Origin of the sequence: Sphingomonas rhizophila (genome assembly GCF_014396585.1) — a bacterium.
GTDB lineage: Bacteria > Pseudomonadota > Alphaproteobacteria > Sphingomonadales > Sphingomonadaceae > Sphingomicrobium > Sphingomicrobium rhizophilum.
Genome location: NZ_CP060717.1, coordinates 2055651 through 2073148, shown reverse-complemented (window position 1 = coordinate 2073148; position 17498 = coordinate 2055651). Strand labels below are relative to the sequence as shown.

The window sequence follows — 17498 nt, the reverse complement described above, 5'->3', positions numbered from 1 at the left end:
ATTATTTGCGCGGGCCGACGAAGGCCGTCGACGCGCCCTGCGGGTCGATGACGTTCATCGCATATTCGCCGCCGGGAACTTCCATCGGACCATTGATGATCTGGCCGCCACCGGCCTTCACCGCCTCTGCGGCGCGATCGATGTCGTCGACGCCGATGTAGAGGTTCCAGATGCTGTGCGGTGTCTGCGGCATCAGCGGCATGATTGCGCCCACGCCGACGCCGTCGACCTGGACGAAACGGTACTGGCCCATCTCGCCCATATCCATCGCGCCCTCCTGGCCCCAGCCGAAGTGACGCTGGTAGAAGGCGATCGACCGGTCGTCGTCGCTGCTGAGCAGCTCGTTCCAGCGGATGTGCTGCGGCCGGTCGACCGAGAAGACGTCGCTGACGGCGTCAGGCTGACCTTCGGGCGGGAGCGGGTCCATCAAATAGATGGGCGCGCCTTCCGGCCCGGTGATCATCGCCAGCCGGCCGACGCCGGGCTGGTCCCACGGCTCCATCATCACCCCGCCGCCATCGGCCTTGATCGCCTCGACCGTATCATCGACGTCGGGGGTATGGAGATAGCCCAGCCAGATCGGCCGGGCGCCGCCGGCGATCATGTCGTCGGTCAGCGTCAGCACGCCGCCGGCGTTGCCGCCATCCGACCGGACGATCATGCGATACTCAATGCCGGGTGCGACCGAATCGGTGGCAATGTCCCACCCGACGACGGCGTCGTAGAAACGCTTCGCCGCCGCCGGGTCCGGCGTCATCAGTTCGTACCAGATGAAGGCTCCCTTGGGGCTAGGCATCGGCGGTCTCGAACGACTGGTCGAGGATCGGCTGGAAGCCGCCCCAGAACATCCGCTGGCCATCGAACGGCATCTCCGACGGGGGCTGTTCGCTGTTCATCATGTCGGCCCACGCCTTGTCGCGGGTCGCCTTGTCCGGCCATTCGATGAAGGAATAGACGATGTTCTCGTCGTCCCTGGCCTTCACCGCGCGCTTGTAATCGGTGACCTTGCCGTCGGGGACATCGTCGCCCCACGCCTCGACCACGCGCAGCGCGCCCTGCTGCTTGAACTTGCCGGCCATGTCGGCCGCCATCTTCAGATAGGCGTCCTTGTTGGCGTTGGGGACGGGCAGGACAAAGCCGTCGGTATAGCCGGTGGAGCCGTCGGCCCGCTCGTCGACGATGCTGTCGAAACCGGCGTAGATCATGCGCTTGCCGTCGAACGGCATGTCCTTGGCCATCGCCTCCATGCGCGGATCGTCCATCATCCGACGGCTGGCCTCGTCGCGCGTCGCCTTGTCGGGATATTCGAACCAGGAAAAGACCACCGTCTCGTCGTCCCTCGCCTGGACCGCGCCCTGGAAATCGGTGACCTTGCCCTTCGGCACGTCGTCGCCCCAGCTTTCGACCATTCGGGTCATGCCATATTCCTTGAACAGCTCCGCGGCATCCGAAGCGTGCTTCAGATATTCGTCCTTCTTCGCGGTGGGAACCGCGGTCACGAACCCGTCGACGTATGTCATTGGTCGTTCCTTTCCGATTGGGCCTTCGCCTCCTCCTGCTGGCGCAGCCACTCGGCGAATTGCGGTGGCGGGCAGCCGGTGAAGCCGGCCAATTGGCCGGCCAAGGCGCGCTGGAAGGCGGGGCGCGCCTCGCCACGGGCGACGTAGCCCGCGAGGTTGGGATAGCTGTCGAGGATGTCCGACTTGCCGAGCTGGCGAAGGACGCAAACCATGAGCAGGTCTCCGGCGGAGAACGCGCCGTCGAGCCAGTCGCTGGCGCCAAGCCGGTCGGACAGTTCTCCGAGCCGTTCGTCGATGCGCTGGCGCACCGCGGGCAGGCGCGGCTTCGACCAAGGCTTGTCGGCTTCGAACATGGTGGCGATGGCGAGGTCGCTGATCGGCGGTTCGATCGTGTTCAGCGCCGCGAACGCCCATTCGGTGGCGCGGGAGCGGCCGCGCTCGTCGGCTGGCATCAGGCCATCATGTTCGCGGGCAATGTGGAGCACGATTGCGCCGGATTCGAATAGGGTCAGGTCGCCCTCCTCGTACGTTGGCACCTGCCCGAATGGCTGGAGCGCGCGATGGGGCAGAAGCTTCTGCGAGCCCTGCTGCAAATAGCGGACGTCATAATCCTGCCCGACCTCCTCCAGCGCCCAGCGAACGCGCTGGTCGCGGACCAGGCCGCGCGCGAAGTCCGGCACCCAATCGTAAGCGGTGATGGTGGGCTTGCTCATGCCATTCCCTCCGTCGAGTCGCGCTTTAGGCCGGTTGGCCTTCCAATGCACCCGCGCCCGCTTCGGCGGCAGCGGCGTCCATCCACATCACTTCCCAGTGGTGACCGTCCGGATCCTCGAAGCTGCGGCCGTACATCATCCCGCCCATGTCCTGCTTCGGGCCGGGATCGGCCTTCCCGCCAGCGCCAGCCGCCTGTTCGACCATTGCGTCGACCGCGCCGGTGCTGTCGGCCGACAGGCACAGCAGGGCCGCGCTCGTGGCGTGGGTGTCGGCGATCGGCTTGGTGGTGAAGGTCTTATAGAAGTCGTGCGTCAGCAGCATGACGTTGATGGCGTCGGTGAAGCGGATCATCGCCGCCGCGTCGTTGGAGAACTTCGGCTCCTTGGTGCCGCCGACGGCCTCGTAGAAGGCGATCGACCGATTGAGGTCGGTGACCGGCAGGTTGACGAAGATCATGCGTTCCTGAGCCATATTTTCTCTCCCTGCGACTCGATTCGCCTTGAAACTTACTCACGAAAGTAATATTAAACAACCGTGCAGTTAGAAAAACTAACCAGAACCGAAAAACGCCAGTATGACGATGCCTGCGGGACCGCCCATGGGCTGGAGCTGATCGGGGAACGCTGGGCGCTACTGGTCCTGCGCGAACTGATGCTCGGACCGCGCCGATTTTCCGAGTTGCGCGCCGACCTGCCCGGAATCAGCGCCAATGTGCTCACCCAGCGCCTGACTGAATTGGAGGAGCGCGGCCTGGCGGTCCGTCGCAAGTTGCCGCCCCGGCCAACGTCCAGGTTTATGAAGCGACGGCGTGGGGACTGGAAGCGGAGCCGATCGTCCAAGTGCTCGGCCGATGGGCGGCGCGAAGTCCGCGCCATGACCCGACCCTGCCGATCAGCGGCGTGTCGATCCTGCTTTCGTTCCGCACGATGCTCGACGAGAAGCGGGCCAAGGGCATCAATGCCCGGATCGGTTTCGTGTTCGGCCGAGACACCTATGTCGGCCGGTTGCGCAAGGGGACGTTCGGGGTCGAGAAAGGTCCGGTCGGCGCCTGCGACTTGATCTTCGAAGGATCGCCTTCGGCCCTGGCTGCGGTCGTCTATGGCGGCGCGCCGCTGGATTCGATCGGCGTCACCGGTGACCGGGATCTGGCGGAAAAGTTCACGACCCTGTTCCCCTGCCCCCAAGGTCGGTGCCGAGCCTGCTTGAGGCGGTCGGCGCAAGGGCTTAAGGCCGCCGTCATGACCGAGATTCCCAACATCACCCTCGACAGCCGCGGCGACACGATCCTGGCGTCGCCCGACAAGATGGTGAAAGTGCGCGATGCCTTCGGTGTCGACAGTGACCTCGAAGTGCCGGCGTTTAGCGAAGCCGATGAGCGGGTTCCCGACCTCGACCCGGCCTATGTCTTCGACCCCGACACGACAATGGCGATCTGCGCCGGCTTCGCGCGCAATCGCCGGGTGATGATCCAGGGCTATCACGGCACTGGCAAGTCGACCCACATCGAACAAGTCGCGGCCCGCCTCAACTGGCCGTGCATCCGCATCAACCTCGATGCACACATCAGCCGTATCGACCTCATCGGGCGCGACGCGATCGTGCTGAAGGACGGGCAGCAGGTCACCGAATTTCGCGAAGGCCTGTTACCCTGGGCGCTTCAGCACCCGGTGGCGCTGGTGTTCGACGAATATGATGCGGGCCGCCCCGACGTGATGTTCGTCATCCAGCGCGTCCTGGAGACCGACGGCAAGCTGACGCTGCTCGACCAGAACCGGGTGATCCGGCCCAATCCCTGGTTCCGCCTGTTCGCGACGACCAACACCATCGGCCTGGGCGACACCAGCGGGCTGTATCACGGCACGCAGGCGCTCAACCAGGGGCAGCTCGACCGCTGGAACATCGTCGCCACCCTCAATTACCTGCCCGCCGACACCGAGGCACGGATCGTCCTCGCCAAGTCGGGCGAGTATGACAACAAGGATGGCAAGGACACCGTCGAAAAGATGGTCAAGGTCGCCGAATTGTCGCGGCAGGGCTTCATCAACGGTGATATCTCGACCGTCATGAGCCCGCGCACGGTGATCAGCTGGGCGCAGAACGCGCTCATCTTCGGCGACGTCGGCTTCGCCTTCCGCATGTCGTTCCTCAACAAGTGCGACGAGAGCGAGCGCGGCCTGATCGCGGAATATTACCAGCGCGTGTTCGGCAAGGACCTTCCCGAAAGCATCGCGCAGCGCGCCTGAGCGATGGCCGACAAGCTCGACCAGTTCCGGAGCGCGCTGGCCAGTGCCGCGCGGGCGATCGCGCGAGACCCGGACGTGGACGTCGCCTTTGCGTCGGATACGCTGACCGCGGCCGGCAAACTGGCCAAGGTCGCATCGCCCGGGCCTTCGTTCGACCAGCGGCTGGTCGCCGAGGCGCGGGGCGGGGCGGACAGCGTAGCGCTTCGGGTCCGCCACAGCGACCCGGCGATGTTCGCCGCTCGCGCGCCCGCCGAGGGCGAGGCGAGGGCGGTCTTCGATGCGCTAGAAACGGCGCGGGTCGAGGCGCTGGGATCGCGCCGGTTCGCCGGGATCCGGGACAATCTGGTTCAACTGACCGAAGCGCGGGTGCGCGGCGATGCCATCACCCGCGCCCGGTCTGCCGAGGAAGTGCCGTTGGCGACGGCGGTGGCGTTGCTGGCCCGCCAGCGGATGACCGGGGCCGAACCACCCGAGGCGGCGCGCACCGGCCTGGCGCTGGTGTCGCCGTGGATCGAGGAAAAGGCCGCCGCCGAACTCGACGCGCTGGCGCTGACCATCGACGACCAGGCGGCGTTCGCCACCCTGTCACGGCGGTTGCTCGAAGATCTCGACCTTGCGACTCCCGAGGATACGGCCGAGCAGGAGCCTGACGAGGGCGGCGACGAGGACCAGGGAGAGGACGAGGGGCCGGACGAGGCTGACGATGTCGACGCCGACGGAGGCGCGCAGGGCGGCGAGATGGAGATGCGCGCCGAGGAGCGGCCCGACGACGGTGGCGAGGACGATTCCACCGACAGTGAAGCCGAGATGGATGACGGCGATGCCAGCCAGGGCGACGATGGCGCCGAACAGGCTCGCGCCAATCCCAATCGCCGCAACTGGCCGGAAGTCCCGGAGACCGATTACCGCCCGTTCACGACGCGCTTCGACGAGGTCGTTCCCGCATCGGAACTGTGTGACGAGGAAGAACTGGGGCGGCTGCGCGCCTATCTCGACCAGCAGATGGCGAGCCTCGGCGGCGTCGTCACCCGCCTCGCCAATCGCCTGCAGCGGCGATTGATGGCGCAGCAGGCACGCAGTTGGGATTTCGACCAGGAAGAGGGGCTGCTCGATTCGGCGCGGATCGCGCGGGTGATCGTCTCGCCCGGCCACTCGCTGAGCTACAAGGTCGAGCGCGATACCGAGTTCAAGGACACGGTGGTCAGCCTGCTGATCGACAATTCGGGGTCGATGCGCGGGCGGCCGATCTCCATCGCCGCGACCTGCGCCGACATCCTGGCGCGGACGCTGGAGCGGTGCGGCGTGGCGACCGAGATCCTTGGCTTCACGACGCGGGCATGGAAGGGCGGGCAGAGCCGCGAGGCATGGCTGTCCGAGGGGCGGCCGCCGCATCCGGGCCGCCTCAACGACCTTCGGCATATTCTCTACAAGCGCGCCGACGAACCCTATCGCCACTCGCGCCGGAGCCTCGGGCTGATGATGCGCGAGGGGCTGCTCAAGGAGAACATCGATGGCGAGGCATTGCTGTGGGCGCACGGCCGCCTGCTGGCGCGCCCGGAAGAGCGGCGGATCCTGATCGTCATTTCCGACGGCGCGCCGGTCGACGATTCGACCGCGTCGGCCAACAGCGGCGCTTATCTGGAACGGCATTTGCGGCAGGTGATCGGGTGGATCGAGAGCCGGTCGAGCGTCGAACTGGCGGCGATCGGCATCGGTCACGACGTGACCCGCTATTACCGCCGTGCGGTGACGATCATGGATGCGGAGCAATTGGGCGGCGCTCTGATCGAGCAACTTGCCGCGCTATTCGATGCGCGCTGATAAAAATTGGGCCCGGAGCGATTACGCACTCCGGGCCCCCTCGTTACGCGACGCGAGGGATACTTTTCGACCGTTGCCGGTCACGCAGCGGGGCAAAAGGGGGAAAACCCCGCTGATGCAGTGGCTTATGCGTGATTCGCGGTTGAACGAAGCTGAATGGCGTTTGCAGCCATCATTCATCAAATCCAGTCTTTTCAATTGCTTGGCTCTGGCGGTCCTGATCGCGGGATTCGCGGTCTGGCTGCGTAGCCAGCCCAACCGGACGCCCGGCCCTGCGCGCAAGCTGGTCGTCGTCGCGACCGCCCCGCGACCGGCAATTGGACGGTCGAGGGCGCGGAATTGGCCGGTGCCTGGCAGCTAGCCTCCGGCGACCATCGCTTCGGGGACTGTCGGGGCTGGCGCTGGACCGCGGCAACATGCTGGCGATTACCGATTCGGGCAGCATCGTCCGTTTTCCGCGACCGGCGAAGGCGGCCCAGATGATGAGCGGCACGGTCGCCGACTTGCCCGCCGGGCCGGGGCCATCGACGCTGAAGTCGGCGCGCGATTCGGAGGCGATCGTTGCCGACGGCAAGGACGGTTGGTGGGTGGCGTTCGAAGTTCACCACTGGCTGTGGTTTTATCGCCAGGACTTCGGCGTCGGCTTTTGGGCAGTGAATCTGGAGGATCAGGACTTCCCCACCAATGGCGGGGTGGAGGCCCTCGCCCGGCTTCCCGACGGGCGGCTTGCGGCGTTTCCCGAGGATGGGGCGAGCATCGTTCTGGTCGCCATCGACACGAGGCGAATCGAGCGGCGCAGGATTGGCGGGTCCGGTGGCCAGGTTTCGGACGCGACCCTGTTGCCCGACGGGCGCTTGGTCGTGCTTCGCCGCCTGTTCGGTCTCGACGGCGTTTCGGCCCGCATCGATGAAGTTCGCTGGACCGGCACGCAATGGACAGCGGCGCCGATCGCCACGCTGTCGACCCGCAGCCTGGCCAATTTCGAAGGTGCGACAGCCGCGCTCCTCCCCGACGGAAGAACGCGGCTGTGGTTGGTCAGTGATGACGATTTCCGGGCGAGCGGGCGAACCCTGCTCGTCGCACTCGACCTGCCGCCACGGGGCGGCAAGCCGGTTTAGGCGTTCGCGGCCTTCGCCTTCTTGGCGAGTTCGCGCTTCAGCTTGGCGACGCGCGGGCTCAGCTTGTCTTCGCTGGTCTTGGTCAGCCAGTTGTCGAGACCGCCGACATGCTCGACCGAGCGAAGCCCATGGGTCGAAACCTTGAGCTTGATGCTCTTTTCAAGCGATTCGGACATCAGCGTCACGTTCTGCAGGTTTGGCAGGAACGTCCGCTTGGTCTTGTTGTTGGCGTGGGAAACATTGTTGCCCACCTGCCGGCCCTTGCCGGTCAGTTCGCAAACGCGCGACATAAGTCACCTTAATCTGATGGCAGGCGCGTGAAGCGCCCGGAAGCGCCGCCCGATACAGACGGGGGTGCGCTTCGTCAACCGCGAAGGAAGCCCGCCCCCAATGTCGGAAACTCGACACGCCTTTTTGCGTTGGGAAGCAGACGACACAATTTCTGGGGGAGTTTTCGATGCGGGCAGTTCTGTTCATCCTCATCCTGGTCGCGGTTGCGGCGATCGTCGCGGTCAGCACCGGGATGGTGAGCATTTTCCAGACCAGTCCCGCGCAATTGCCCAGCGTCGCAGCCGAGGACGGGAAAATCCGTGCAACCGGCGGAAATGCTCCCTCGTTCGAGGTTCAGACCGGGTCGGTCGGCGTCGGCACGCAGAATGCGACAGTCGCGGTTCCGACCGTCAAGGTCGAGCGCAGCGACAAGACGGTCGCGGTGCCGGCCCTTGAAGTCCGTCCCGCCCAGCCCGCCAACGCGACAACCAACGCGCAATAGCAGTCATGACGAAGGCGCTGCCGTAAGCTAGGGCAGCGCCATGTCTGCCTTTCCACTTCCGGCACCCATGCGCCGAGCGCTGGACCTGGCGTCCGCCGCAGCAGAAGCCGGCGAAGTGCCGGTCGGGGCGGTCGTCACCAGAAACGGCGAGGTCGTCGCTGAAGCGGCAAACTCGATGCGAGGCTCACTGGATCCAACCGCTCATGCGGAAATGGTGGCGATCCGAATGGCGGCGGAACGGCTCGGCAGCCCGCGCCTCGACGGGTGCCAGCTATGGGTCAGCCTGGAGCCGTGCGCGATGTGCGCCGGGGCGATCGCGCTGGCGCGGATCGAGCACCTCTACTTCGCCGCCGACGATCCCAAGGGCGGCGGCGTGGTCCATGGCGCCCGCGTCTTCAGCCAGCCGACCTGCCATCATCGGCCGCTGGTAAGCGGTGGCCTTGGAGAGGCGGAGGCCGCCGACCAGCTTCGCCGCTTTTTCGCGGAACGGCGGGGCTAATGGGACCGCCACAGCGCCGCGCGCTTGCTGCGAGCGGCGTTTGTCGGCATGACGATCCCGAACCATGAGCGGACCGCTTGCCCCCTTTCCCTGGCTAGACATTGTCCTGATCCTCGCGCTGGTCGCCCTGAACGGCGTCCTGTCGATGAGCGAATTGGCGATCGTGTCGTCGCGCGAGGCGCGCCTTAAGGCGATGGCCAAGAGTGGCAGCAAGGGCGCGCAATGCGCCATCGACCTTGCGGCCGACCCGGGCAAATTCCTGTCGACGGTCCAGACCGGGATCACGCTGATCGGCGTGCTCGCCGGCGCCTTTTCAGGCTCGCGCCTGGGAACGCCGACAGCGCAGCGCCTTGAGTTGCTGGGACTCAGTCACGATGCGGCGGAGCAAATCGGCTTTGGGTTGGTGATTGTCCTGACGACCTTCGCGAGCCTGGTCATTGGCGAGCTGGTTCCCAAGCAGTTCGCACTGCGCAGTCCGGAGCCGATCGCCGCGATCATGTCCCGACCGATGCGCTGGTTGTCGAAGGCGACCGCGCCCTTCGTCTGGCTTCTCGACCGCACCAGCGCGATGATCTTCAAGGCGCTTGGCCTGAACCGCGAGAGCAAGAACCTGGTCACCGCCGAAGAATTGCACCTGGTGGTGGCCGAAGCACACACGTCCGGCGTGCTCGAAGAGAACGAGCGCGCGATCATTTCCGGGATCGTCCGGCTTGCCGACCGGCCGGTGCGAGAAGTGATGACTCCGCGCACGGACATCGACTGGATCGACATCAATTGCGGGCCTGAGGAGGTGCGTTCCGCGCTGGCCGCGACGCCGCACAGCCGTCTCCCGGTTGCCCGGGGATCGGTCGATGAAATCGTTGGCGTCGTCTCGACGCGCGACATGCTGACGGCACTGCTCGACGGGCAGGACATCGACCTCAACGCGCTGACCAAGTCCGCGCCGGTCATCCCCGACCTGATGGACGCCATGGACGCGCTCGCTGTGCTTCGCTCCGCCGAAGTGCCGCTGGCGCTGGTCCACGACGAATACGGACACCTGGACGGCATCGTCACGCCGGGATCGATCCTCGCCGCGCTCGCCGGAGCGTTTGCTAACGACATCGACGAAGGTGACGGCCCGCCGGCGATCGAGCGCGAGGACGGCAGCTGGCTGGTGTCCGGTGCGGCGAGCGCGGACCTGCTGACCGACCGGATTGGCATTTCGCTGCCCAACGAGCGCGACTATTCGACCGTGGCCGGCTTCGCCTTGTCGGTGCTGAAGCGAATCCCGTCCGAAGGCGAGAAGTTCGTCCACGACGGATGGTCGTTCGAAGTGGTCGACATGGACGGACGCAAGATCGACAAATTGCTGGCCGCCAAGGTCAAGCGGAAGAAGCCGAAGGAAGCCGCCGCCGCGGTCAGCGAGGACGAAAAGCCGGCGGCCTGACCAGCCGCTAAAGCTTCCCGAATTTCTGCTCGTAACCGTCGGTATCGCCGCGAGCGAGGTAGTGCGCCTGCTCGACGATTCGGTCGCGGGTGAAGCGGCCCTTGAACGCACCAAGGCTCTCGTCCAGCGCTTCGACCTGATCGTTCGACAGAGCGGCGATCTGATCGAAGCGGGTGATGCCTCGCTCGTTTAGAAGGCTGGCCATCTTCGGGCCGACACCTTTCAGTTGCTGCAGCGCGTCGGGCGCGCCGGTCGCACCAGGCAATTCTTCATGAACATGGGCGTTGAGGAACTGCCCGGCGACGTCACTGGTCGCGGCAGCCGCCTCACGGGCAATGTTCTTTCCTTCACCCGCCGGTTGCATGTGCGGCCGCACCGGCGTGTCGCTGCTCAGGGTCACTTTCTGCTTCGGGCGAAGCAGCAGCCACAGGATGGCCACGATGACTATCACCCCGATCAGGATCAGCGGCCATTGGTCGGTCAGGTTGGCGGGCATGCGATCTCCTGTTCTTGATCAGATACGGTCGTAGCGATGGGACCGGCGGCGAAGTTCCACAATGTACGCAAGGATCAGTCCGACGAGATATCCCACGATCGCCAGCAGGCAGACCTCAACCACCAGCGGCAGCGGGAAGAAGGCGGGCTTGCGGTTCCAGCGCGCTTCGGAAACACCGGGCAACTCCTCCATGATTCGCACCAATTCGGTGCGCTGGAACTCGTCGGCGGGACCGGCGAGGATGAACCGGCGGCGAAGGGGCGAGCGCTGGTATCGGGCCCGTACCTGACCAACCTCGTAATGGACCATCGTGTCGCGGGCGCGCCGTTCGTCGGATCCGGTAAAGCGGTCCGCCCCGCCGAACGGTCCCGATGACAGCAAGGCGATGGCCAGCGTCGCCACGAACCCGCCGGCGATGATCGCCTGCTTGCGCTTGCGGGTGGGGGCGACGCCGTGCCGGCCGAAGAACAGCACACCGGCAACGGCGCCGATCGCCGCGGCGCCGACAGCCATTGGCCAGAAGACGGTCCACAACAATTCCATCGATTACGCCTCCGCCGCGGCGCCCTGCCGCTCCAGTTCCCGCCAGCCGATGTCGCGGCGGTGAAAGCCGTCGGCAAAGTCGATGGCGTCGACGCCGCGATAGGCGCGGGCGCGGGCATTGGCGAAGGTGTCCGCCTTGCCGGTGACGGCGAGGACTCGGCCGCCGCTGGCCTCCAAGCCGCCCGCGCCCACACTCGTTCCCGCCTGGAAGACGGTGACGCCGTCGATTCGTTCGGCGGCCTCGATCCCGCTGATTGCGCCACCGCGCTTGGGCGTGGCCGGGTAACCTTCCGCAGCGACGATGACCGTCATCGTCGACTGGTCGCTGAGCGTCGGCGCCTCGAACGGCCGCCCGGTCGCGACGGCGAGGAGCAATTCGGCGAAGTCTCCCTCGATGCGCGGCATGATCGCCTCGCATTCGGGATCGCCGAAGCGGGCGTTGTATTCGATCAGCTTGGGCCCGTCGGCGGTCAGCATCAGCCCGGCAAACAGAACGCCGGAGAAGGGCGTTCCTGCGTCGGCCATCGCCCGCGCGGTCGGTTCGACGATTTCCCGCATTGCGCGTGCTTCCAATTCCGGGGTCAGCACCGGGGCAGGCGAATATGCACCCATGCCACCTGTGTTGGGGCCGGTGTCCCCTTCGCCGACGCGCTTGTGGTCCTGGGCCGAGGCGAGCGCGACGCAGCGTGCGCCGTCGACCAGCGCGAACAGGCTGGCTTCCTCCCCCTCCATGAATTCCTCGATCACCATCGGCCCGTCGCCGGCGGCTTTGATGGCCGCCTCGGCTTCGGCGCGGGTCATGGCGACCGTGACACCCTTGCCAGCGGCGAGGCCGTCGGCCTTGATGACTACCGGGATGGCGAAGCGCTCCAGCGCGGCGCGGGCATCCGCCTCGGTCTCGACGCGAACATAGCCGGCGGTGGGAATGCCGTGCCGCGCGCACAGGTCCTTGGTGAATCCCTTCGATCCCTCCAGCTGGGCGGCCGCGGCGCTTGGCCCGAAGGTCGCGATTCCCGCACCGCGAAGGGCGTCCGCAACCCCGCGACCAACGGCGCTTCGGGGCCGACGACGACGAGGTCGACGTTCTCGCGCGTCGCGAGGTCGACCACAGCGTCCGGGTCGCACGGATCGATGGCGATGCATTCCGCCCAGCGGGCGATGCCCGGATTGCCGGGCGCGGCGATCAGTCGCGAACAGCTCGGCGATTGCCTAAGCCGCCACGCCAGCGCATCTTCGCGCCCACCCGAACCCAACAGCAGGATATTCATGCCACTTCCCGACGATCTCGACGCATCCGGCCTGTTAGCCGAGGCCAGGGGCGGCGACAATTCACCGGCGCAGACCGTCAGCGAGCTTTCGGGCGCACTGAAGCGCACGGTCGAGGCGGCGTTCGGGCATGTCCGGGTGCGCGGCGAGATTTCGGGGTGGAAGCGGCACGCCTCTGGCCATTGCTATTTCACCCTGAAGGACGAAGGCGCGTGCATCGACGCCGTCATCTGGAAGGGGCAGGCGGGTTCGCTCGCCTTTCGGCCGGAGGACGGGGCGGAAGTCGTCGCCACCGGCAAGCTCACCACCTACGCCGGCCGGTCGAAGTACCAGATTGTCGTCAACCGGATGGAACTGGCGGGCGAGGGCGCGCTGATGGCGCTTCTGGACAAGCGCCGGCGGGCGCTGGCGGCGGAAGGACTGTTCGACGAGGCGCGCAAGCGGCGCCTGCCGTTCCTGCCTCACGTCATCGGCGTCGTCACCTCACCGACCGGTGCGGTCATTCGCGACATCCTCCATCGGTTGGAGGACCGCTGCCCGACCCACGTCATCGTCTGGCCGGTGCCAGTTCAGGGCGAAGGCGCGGCAGCACAGGTATCGGCGGCGATTCGCGGTTTCGCGAACCTGACTCCGCGCCCGGACCTGCTGATCGTCGCGCGCGGCGGCGGGTCGATCGAGGATTTGTGGGCGTTCAACGAGGAGGAGGTAGTGCGCGCCGCGGCCGAATCGCCGATCCCGCTCATTTCCGCGGTCGGCCATGAGACCGACACCACCCTGATCGACTTTGCGTCCGACCGGCGCGCGCCGACCCCGACCGCGGCGGCGGAGATGGCCGTCCCCGTGCGTGCCGAACTCGCGGCGATGCTGGCCCAGCTCGGTCATCGCCAGACTGCCTGCATGACCCGGGGCGCGTCGCGAGCGGCGGAACGGCTGGAAGCGAGCACCGCGCGCTGGCCGGCGCCTGCGGGGCTGCTGGCGCCGTGGGTGCAGCGAATCGACGATTCGGCGGAACGGCTGCCCCGCGCTCTCGTCCAGCGAACCGCGCACGCGAGGGCCGACCTGGCCGCCGTGGCGCCGCGCCTCCAGCCGCGCCTGGTCGAGGCGCGGATCGAGCGGGGCGCCGAGAAGCTTGCCGGCCTGTGGCGCCTCGCCGACCTTGCCCATCCGGAACGGCCGTTGAAGCGCGGATTCGTGCGGGTCACCGATCGCAAGGGGCGAACGCTCATCCACGCCGCCGCAGCGCGCGATGCGCGCGCCGTGGACCTGCACTTCGCCGACGGGGTCGTCGCGGCGACGACCGGGGACCCCGCGAACGCCGGTCCAACCAGCTTTCGGCCGGCGCGGGTTGAGCGCGGCTCGCGCAAACCCTATCTGCCCGGTCAGCCGGGGCTGTTCGACGAGCCCCCGCAGGAGTGAGCATGCTGAAGCCCGGCGGCCGCGAGGCCCGCATTCATTACCAGGACGGCACCTTTCGCCTGATCAGCGACGGCGATTTCGTGCGTTGCGCGGTGACCGCAGCGATCATCCCGCTGGAGGAGCTCCGCTACTGGAGCGTCGTTCGCCAGGAAGCCTATGTCGACGCCGCCGCCAGCCTGGAAGCAGAGCAGCGCGGCGCGCGTTAACCCGCATCAACTTCACCCAATTTTGGCGATAATAGTAACTGTGTCGTCATCGACACACCTTAGGGACAAAGAGTCCCAGTCATCGCCAGCGCGCTTTACAGCAGCCCGTCCCTCCACGTTAAAGACCGGTTCACGTGGGGGTGAATTGCGCCTGCGAGAGTTTTTGGCGGAGTTGATGGCCGCCATAATTGGGAGACCATGATGAAGAAGTCGAACCTCCGCGTGACCGCGGCCTGGCAAGCGCTTGCGCTTCTCGGTGCCGGCGCCCCCGCGGCTTTCGTCGCTGCCACCCCGGCTGCGGCGCAGGACTATACCCGCGGTAACATCGTCGGCACCGTCACGGATGCGCAGGGCGCTCCCGTTGCCGGCGCGCAGGTCACGGTCCGCAACAACGACCAGGGCTTCACCACGACGACGACCACGGACGCCAACGGCGTGTTCCGCGCCACCGCGCTGAACACCGGCACCTACACGGTGACCGTCGTCGCCAACGGCCAGACGGTCGTTGAAGATCGCGGCGTCGTCGTCCAGGCGGGTCAGAACAACCAGTTCGCCTACACCGCCGGCACCGCTCCTGCGGCCGACGCTGCTGAGCCCGGCACCGAAGGCGGCGAAGTCGTCGTCACCGGCACCCGCGTCCGCGTTGACGACTTTGCCAGCACGCAGACCGGCTCGCTGATCGACGTCGCCGAGCTCGCCTCGACCGTTCCGGTCCAGCGCGACCAGACCTCGCTGATCCTGCTCGCTCCGGGCACGACCGCGGGTGACGCCGGCTTCGGCAACCTCGCCTCGATCGCCGGTGCGACCGTCGCCGAGAACGCCTACTACGTGAACGGCCTGAACATCACCGACTTCCGTGGCTTCCTCGGTTCGTCGATCATCCCGTTCGAGTTCTATCGCTCGATCGACGTCAAGACCGGCGGCTACCAGGCCGAATACGGCCGTGCCCTCGGCGGCGTGACCTCGGCGGTCGTCAAGGCGGGTTCGAACGACCTGAAGGGCGGCGCGGTCATCAACTGGGCTCCGAACTGGGGCCGCAACGACTCGCCGAACACCTACCTCGCCAAGAACGACGAAGATTTCCGCACGTCGCTCGACGCGAACTTCTACCTGTCGGGTCCGATCATCAAGGATCGCCTGTTCTTCTACGCGCTGTACAATCCGCGGTGGCTGAAGACCGGCGACACCAGCCTTTCGTCGAAGGCTCGCCTGTCGACGACGACCGACTCGCCGTTCTGGGGCGGCAAGCTCGACGCGATCATCACCGATGGTCACCGCCTCGAGTTCATGCTCTACAGCGACAAGCAGACGCAGCGCACGACCTACGTCAACTATGACCCGGTCGCTGACGCCTATGGCACCACCCAGGGCACGCTGGTGAGCAAGTTCGGTGGCCTGAACTACATCGGCACCTACACCGGCAAGTTCACCGACTGGCTGACGCTCTCGGCTTCGTACGGCAAGAACAAGAACGTGGGTATCGTCCAGGCTTCGCCGGACCAGACCTACATCTTCTCGCGTATCTACCCGAGCACCACGACCCCGGGCGCGTTCACCAACGGTTCGACCTACACGGCGAACGGCACGGTGGCTGGCGCGAACCAGGATCGTGACGAGCGCAAGGTGTTCCGCTTCGACGCGGACGTCTACGTCAACCTGCTCGGCACGCACCACTTCCGCGCCGGCATGGACTATGAAAAGCTGGCTTCGGAAGAAGCGACCACCTACAACGGTGGTGGCTACTACTACGACATCCGCAACAACCAGACCCAGCGTCGGTACTACGAGAACTTCGGTGGCTTTAAGAGCAAGATGCAGGCCGTTTACCTGCAGGACAGCTGGTCGCTTCTCAACGACCGCCTGACGCTCAACCTCGGTGTTCGTGGCGACAAGTTCCGGAACTACTCGGTTCTTGGCGAGAAGTTCTATGACTCGGGCTACAACTGGGCGCCGCGCCTCGGTGCGACGTTCGACGTGTTCGGTGACAAGCGCACGAAGATCACTGCCTTCTACGGCCGTTACTTCCTGCCGATCGCCACCAACACGAACATCCGTCTGGGCGGTCAGGAACTCTACTACCGCCAGGTTCAGACCTACGCGAACGGTTCGTACACCGACGCGGACGGCAACGGCATCCCGGACTTCTACGTCCTGGGTCCGGACGGCGACATCACCAACTTCACCCCGAACGCCGGCGCTCTGACGTGCCCGGATGCGGGTCCGGATGCTGGTGAAGCCTGCGCCTCGGTTTATTCGGACGGCACGGCCGGCCCGACCGATACGCTGGTGTCGCAGAACCTGAAGCCGTCGGAAACGAGCGAAATCATCCTCGGCGCCTCGCACCGCTTCGGCGGCGGCTGGACGGTCGGTGTGGACTTCGTCCGTCGTCGCCTGCTCGAGACCCTCGAGGATATGGCGATCGACGCCGGCGTCATTGCGTACTGCAACGACAACGGCATCGCGGGCTGCACCTCGGTGTTCTCCGGCTTCCACCAGTACGTGCTTTCGAACCCGGGTTCGGACGTCACCGTCCGCCTGGACGGCGACTGCACGATCGCTGGTCAGTGCGAAGTCGTGACGCTGAAGGCGGAAGACCTCGGCTATCCGAAGGCCGTTCGTAAGTACGACGCGGTTCAGCTGACGGTGGATAAGGCGTTCAACGGCCTTTACGGCTTCAACGCCAGCTACACCTACACCAAGCTGCGTGGTAACTTCGAAGGCGGCGTGAAGTCCGACAACAACCAGACCGACACCGGTCTGACCCAGGACTTCGACCAGCCGGGCCTCGTCGAGGGTGCTTACGGCAACCTCGCCAACGGCCGCGAACATGCGTTCAAGTTCTATGGTCACATTGAGCCGATCAAGGGTATCGACATCGGCATCAACGCGATCCTGGAATCGCCGCGTAAGTTCAGCTGCATCGGCAACTTCGAAGGCACGCCGGAGAACGGCTCGCTGCAGGACGGCACCGCCTACAACTTCGCTGCCGAATATGGCGCGGCGTCGTACTGGTGCCAGCAGGACCTGGGCAACGCGGTTGCTGAACTGCCTTCGTCGGGCGACAACTATGTCCCGGCCGGCAGCACCAGCTACCTCTACACCCGTGGTACCGCCTTCAAGACCGAGTGGAACAAGCGCGTCGATCTCGGCGTCGGCTTCGACCTGGCTCCGCTGTCGCTTCCGGGCAGCAGCTTCCGCGTCGACGTGTTCAACGTGTTCAACTGGGCGGCCATTCTTGACCGCAACGAATTCGGTGACATCGCCTTCGGTGGTCCGAACCCGGACTTCTACAAGGTCACCGGTTACCAGGCCCCGCGCTCCGTCCGCTTCACGCTGGCGATGCGCTTCGGCGAAAAGTAAGACGTCGGTCTTCGGACCGTCTGACGACTTGGGGGCAGCTTCGGCTGCCCCCTTTTTTTTGTGCCCGAGTTGGCCCACTGCTCGGTCCGATTGAA

General features: G+C 66.0%; 17 protein-coding genes and 1 pseudogene. 10 read left to right on the top strand and 8 right to left on the bottom strand.

All coding sequences use genetic code 11. From position 1 onward, the window contains the following. Window position 1: 1 nt before the first annotated feature. Genes H9L12_RS10555 through H9L12_RS10540 form a run of 4 tightly spaced genes read right to left on the bottom strand, consistent with a single transcriptional unit; the run spans window position 2 to window position 2705 of the window. Entirely contained in the window at window positions 2-796 is a 795-nt protein-coding gene (locus H9L12_RS10555) for a VOC family protein (RefSeq protein WP_187541701.1), read from the bottom strand. Beyond that, window positions 789-1520, bottom strand: coding sequence for a DUF1428 domain-containing protein (locus tag H9L12_RS14505; RefSeq protein ID WP_187541700.1), 732 nt, complete (start codon window positions 1518-1520; stop codon window positions 789-791). Before H9L12_RS14505 ends, H9L12_RS10555 begins: the two co-directional genes overlap by 8 nt. Next, window positions 1517-2233 carry a glutathione S-transferase family protein gene (locus H9L12_RS10545; RefSeq protein ID WP_187541699.1) on the bottom strand — a complete coding sequence of 239 codons (717 nt, stop codon included), beginning with the start codon at window positions 2231-2233 and terminating at the stop codon, window positions 1517-1519. The genes H9L12_RS14505 and H9L12_RS10545 overlap by 4 nt, the downstream gene beginning before the upstream one ends. Window positions 2234-2258: 25 nt before the next feature. Then, the gene (locus H9L12_RS10540; protein WP_187541698.1) at window positions 2259-2705 is read right to left on the bottom strand and encodes a VOC family protein; all 447 of its coding nucleotides are present in this window, start codon (window positions 2703-2705) and stop codon (window positions 2259-2261) included. 180 nt (window positions 2706-2885) lie between these two features. Between H9L12_RS10540 and H9L12_RS14210 the strand changes: the two genes are divergently transcribed. The 4 genes from H9L12_RS14210 to H9L12_RS10520 all read left to right on the top strand — a co-directional run bounded on the left by H9L12_RS14210 (window position 2886) and on the right by H9L12_RS10520 (window position 7416). Then, window positions 2886-3293 carry a winged helix-turn-helix transcriptional regulator gene (locus H9L12_RS14210; protein WP_343060523.1) on the top strand — a complete coding sequence of 136 codons (408 nt, stop codon included), beginning with the start codon at window positions 2886-2888 and terminating at the stop codon, window positions 3291-3293. Window positions 3294-3472: 179 nt separating this feature from the next. Continuing rightward, window positions 3473-4477 carry a cobaltochelatase subunit CobS gene (gene cobS / locus H9L12_RS10530; RefSeq protein WP_187543261.1) on the top strand — a complete coding sequence of 335 codons (1005 nt, stop codon included), beginning with the start codon at window positions 3473-3475 and terminating at the stop codon, window positions 4475-4477. Window positions 4478-4480: 3 nt separating this feature from the next. Beyond that, window positions 4481-6298: a cobaltochelatase subunit CobT gene (gene cobT / locus H9L12_RS10525; RefSeq protein WP_187541697.1), complete on the top strand. Its 1818-nt coding sequence runs from the start codon at window positions 4481-4483 to the stop codon at window positions 6296-6298. Window positions 6299-6714: 416 nt separating this feature from the next. Continuing rightward, window positions 6715-7416: an esterase-like activity of phytase family protein gene (locus tag H9L12_RS10520; protein WP_187541696.1), complete on the top strand. Its 702-nt coding sequence runs from the start codon at window positions 6715-6717 to the stop codon at window positions 7414-7416. Here H9L12_RS10520 and rpmB read toward each other — a convergent pair. Next, window positions 7413-7706 (bottom strand): 50S ribosomal protein L28, encoded by a 294-nt coding sequence (rpmB, locus tag H9L12_RS10515; protein ID WP_187541695.1) that lies wholly within the window; start codon window positions 7704-7706, stop codon window positions 7413-7415. The genes H9L12_RS10520 and rpmB overlap by 4 nt on opposite strands. Before the next feature lie 167 nt (window positions 7707-7873). On the opposite strand from rpmB, the gene H9L12_RS10510 reads away from it, so the two are divergent. From H9L12_RS10510 to H9L12_RS10500, 3 genes are all read left to right on the top strand, one after another. After that, window positions 7874-8188 carry a hypothetical protein gene (locus H9L12_RS10510; protein WP_187541694.1) on the top strand — a complete coding sequence of 105 codons (315 nt, stop codon included), beginning with the start codon at window positions 7874-7876 and terminating at the stop codon, window positions 8186-8188. 40 nt (window positions 8189-8228) lie between these two features. Next, a complete protein-coding gene (locus tag H9L12_RS10505; RefSeq protein ID WP_187541693.1) occupies window positions 8229-8687 on the top strand; it encodes a nucleoside deaminase in 459 nt (152 codons plus the stop codon). A gap of 64 nt (window positions 8688-8751) precedes the next feature. Then, complete coding sequence (locus H9L12_RS10500) at window positions 8752-10116, top strand: hemolysin family protein (protein WP_187541692.1); 1365 nt, start codon at window positions 8752-8754, stop codon at window positions 10114-10116. A 7-nt stretch (window positions 10117-10123) separates the two neighbouring features. Here the strand turns inward: H9L12_RS10500 and H9L12_RS10495 are convergent, their stop codons facing one another. From H9L12_RS10495 to purD, 3 genes and pseudogenes are all read right to left on the bottom strand, one after another. After that, window positions 10124-10612 (bottom strand): hypothetical protein, encoded by a 489-nt coding sequence (locus H9L12_RS10495; RefSeq protein WP_187541691.1) that lies wholly within the window; start codon window positions 10610-10612, stop codon window positions 10124-10126. Window positions 10613-10630: 18 nt separating this feature from the next. Beyond that, on the bottom strand, window positions 10631-11155 hold the full coding sequence (locus H9L12_RS10490) for a hypothetical protein (RefSeq protein ID WP_187541690.1): 525 nt from the start codon (window positions 11153-11155) through the stop codon (window positions 10631-10633). A gap of 3 nt (window positions 11156-11158) precedes the next feature. Then, window positions 11159-12423, bottom strand: a pseudogene (gene purD, locus H9L12_RS10485) (phosphoribosylamine--glycine ligase). Between purD and xseA the strand changes: the two are divergent. From xseA to H9L12_RS10470, 3 genes are all read left to right on the top strand, one after another. Next, window positions 12422-13837, top strand: coding sequence for an exodeoxyribonuclease VII large subunit (gene xseA / locus H9L12_RS10480; RefSeq protein ID WP_187541689.1), 1416 nt, complete (start codon window positions 12422-12424; stop codon window positions 13835-13837). The pseudogene purD and the gene xseA overlap by 2 nt on opposite strands. A 2-nt stretch (window positions 13838-13839) precedes the next feature. Beyond that, entirely contained in the window at window positions 13840-14043 is a 204-nt protein-coding gene (locus H9L12_RS10475) for a DUF2093 domain-containing protein (RefSeq protein WP_223177115.1), read from the top strand. A gap of 201 nt (window positions 14044-14244) precedes the next feature. Next, a complete protein-coding gene (locus H9L12_RS10470; protein ID WP_187541687.1) occupies window positions 14245-17403 on the top strand; it encodes a TonB-dependent receptor in 3159 nt (1052 codons plus the stop codon). Window positions 17404-17498: the final 95 nt, after the last annotated feature.

Coding starts and splice junctions, on each gene's coding strand:
- H9L12_RS10555 (WP_187541701.1), bottom strand. CDS start 796: ATGCCTAGCCCCAAGGGAGCCTTCATCTGGTACGAACTGATGACGCCG.
- H9L12_RS14505 (WP_187541700.1), bottom strand. CDS start 1,520: ATGACATACGTCGACGGGTTCGTGACCGCGGTTCCCACCGCGAAGAAG.
- H9L12_RS10545 (WP_187541699.1), bottom strand. CDS start 2,233: ATGAGCAAGCCCACCATCACCGCTTACGATTGGGTGCCGGACTTCGCG.
- H9L12_RS10540 (WP_187541698.1), bottom strand. CDS start 2,705: ATGGCTCAGGAACGCATGATCTTCGTCAACCTGCCGGTCACCGACCTC.
- H9L12_RS14210 (WP_343060523.1), top strand. CDS start 2,886: ATGCTCGGACCGCGCCGATTTTCCGAGTTGCGCGCCGACCTGCCCGGA.
- cobS (WP_187543261.1), top strand. CDS start 3,473: ATGACCGAGATTCCCAACATCACCCTCGACAGCCGCGGCGACACGATC.
- cobT (WP_187541697.1), top strand. CDS start 4,481: ATGGCCGACAAGCTCGACCAGTTCCGGAGCGCGCTGGCCAGTGCCGCG.
- H9L12_RS10520 (WP_187541696.1), top strand. CDS start 6,715: ATGCTGGCGATTACCGATTCGGGCAGCATCGTCCGTTTTCCGCGACCG.
- rpmB (WP_187541695.1), bottom strand. CDS start 7,706: ATGTCGCGCGTTTGCGAACTGACCGGCAAGGGCCGGCAGGTGGGCAAC.
- H9L12_RS10510 (WP_187541694.1), top strand. CDS start 7,874: ATGCGGGCAGTTCTGTTCATCCTCATCCTGGTCGCGGTTGCGGCGATC.
- H9L12_RS10505 (WP_187541693.1), top strand. CDS start 8,229: ATGTCTGCCTTTCCACTTCCGGCACCCATGCGCCGAGCGCTGGACCTG.
- H9L12_RS10500 (WP_187541692.1), top strand. CDS start 8,752: ATGAGCGGACCGCTTGCCCCCTTTCCCTGGCTAGACATTGTCCTGATC.
- H9L12_RS10495 (WP_187541691.1), bottom strand. CDS start 10,612: ATGCCCGCCAACCTGACCGACCAATGGCCGCTGATCCTGATCGGGGTG.
- H9L12_RS10490 (WP_187541690.1), bottom strand. CDS start 11,155: ATGGAATTGTTGTGGACCGTCTTCTGGCCAATGGCTGTCGGCGCCGCG.
- xseA (WP_187541689.1), top strand. CDS start 12,422: ATGCCACTTCCCGACGATCTCGACGCATCCGGCCTGTTAGCCGAGGCC.
- H9L12_RS10475 (WP_223177115.1), top strand. CDS start 13,840: ATGCTGAAGCCCGGCGGCCGCGAGGCCCGCATTCATTACCAGGACGGC.
- H9L12_RS10470 (WP_187541687.1), top strand. CDS start 14,245: ATGAAGAAGTCGAACCTCCGCGTGACCGCGGCCTGGCAAGCGCTTGCG.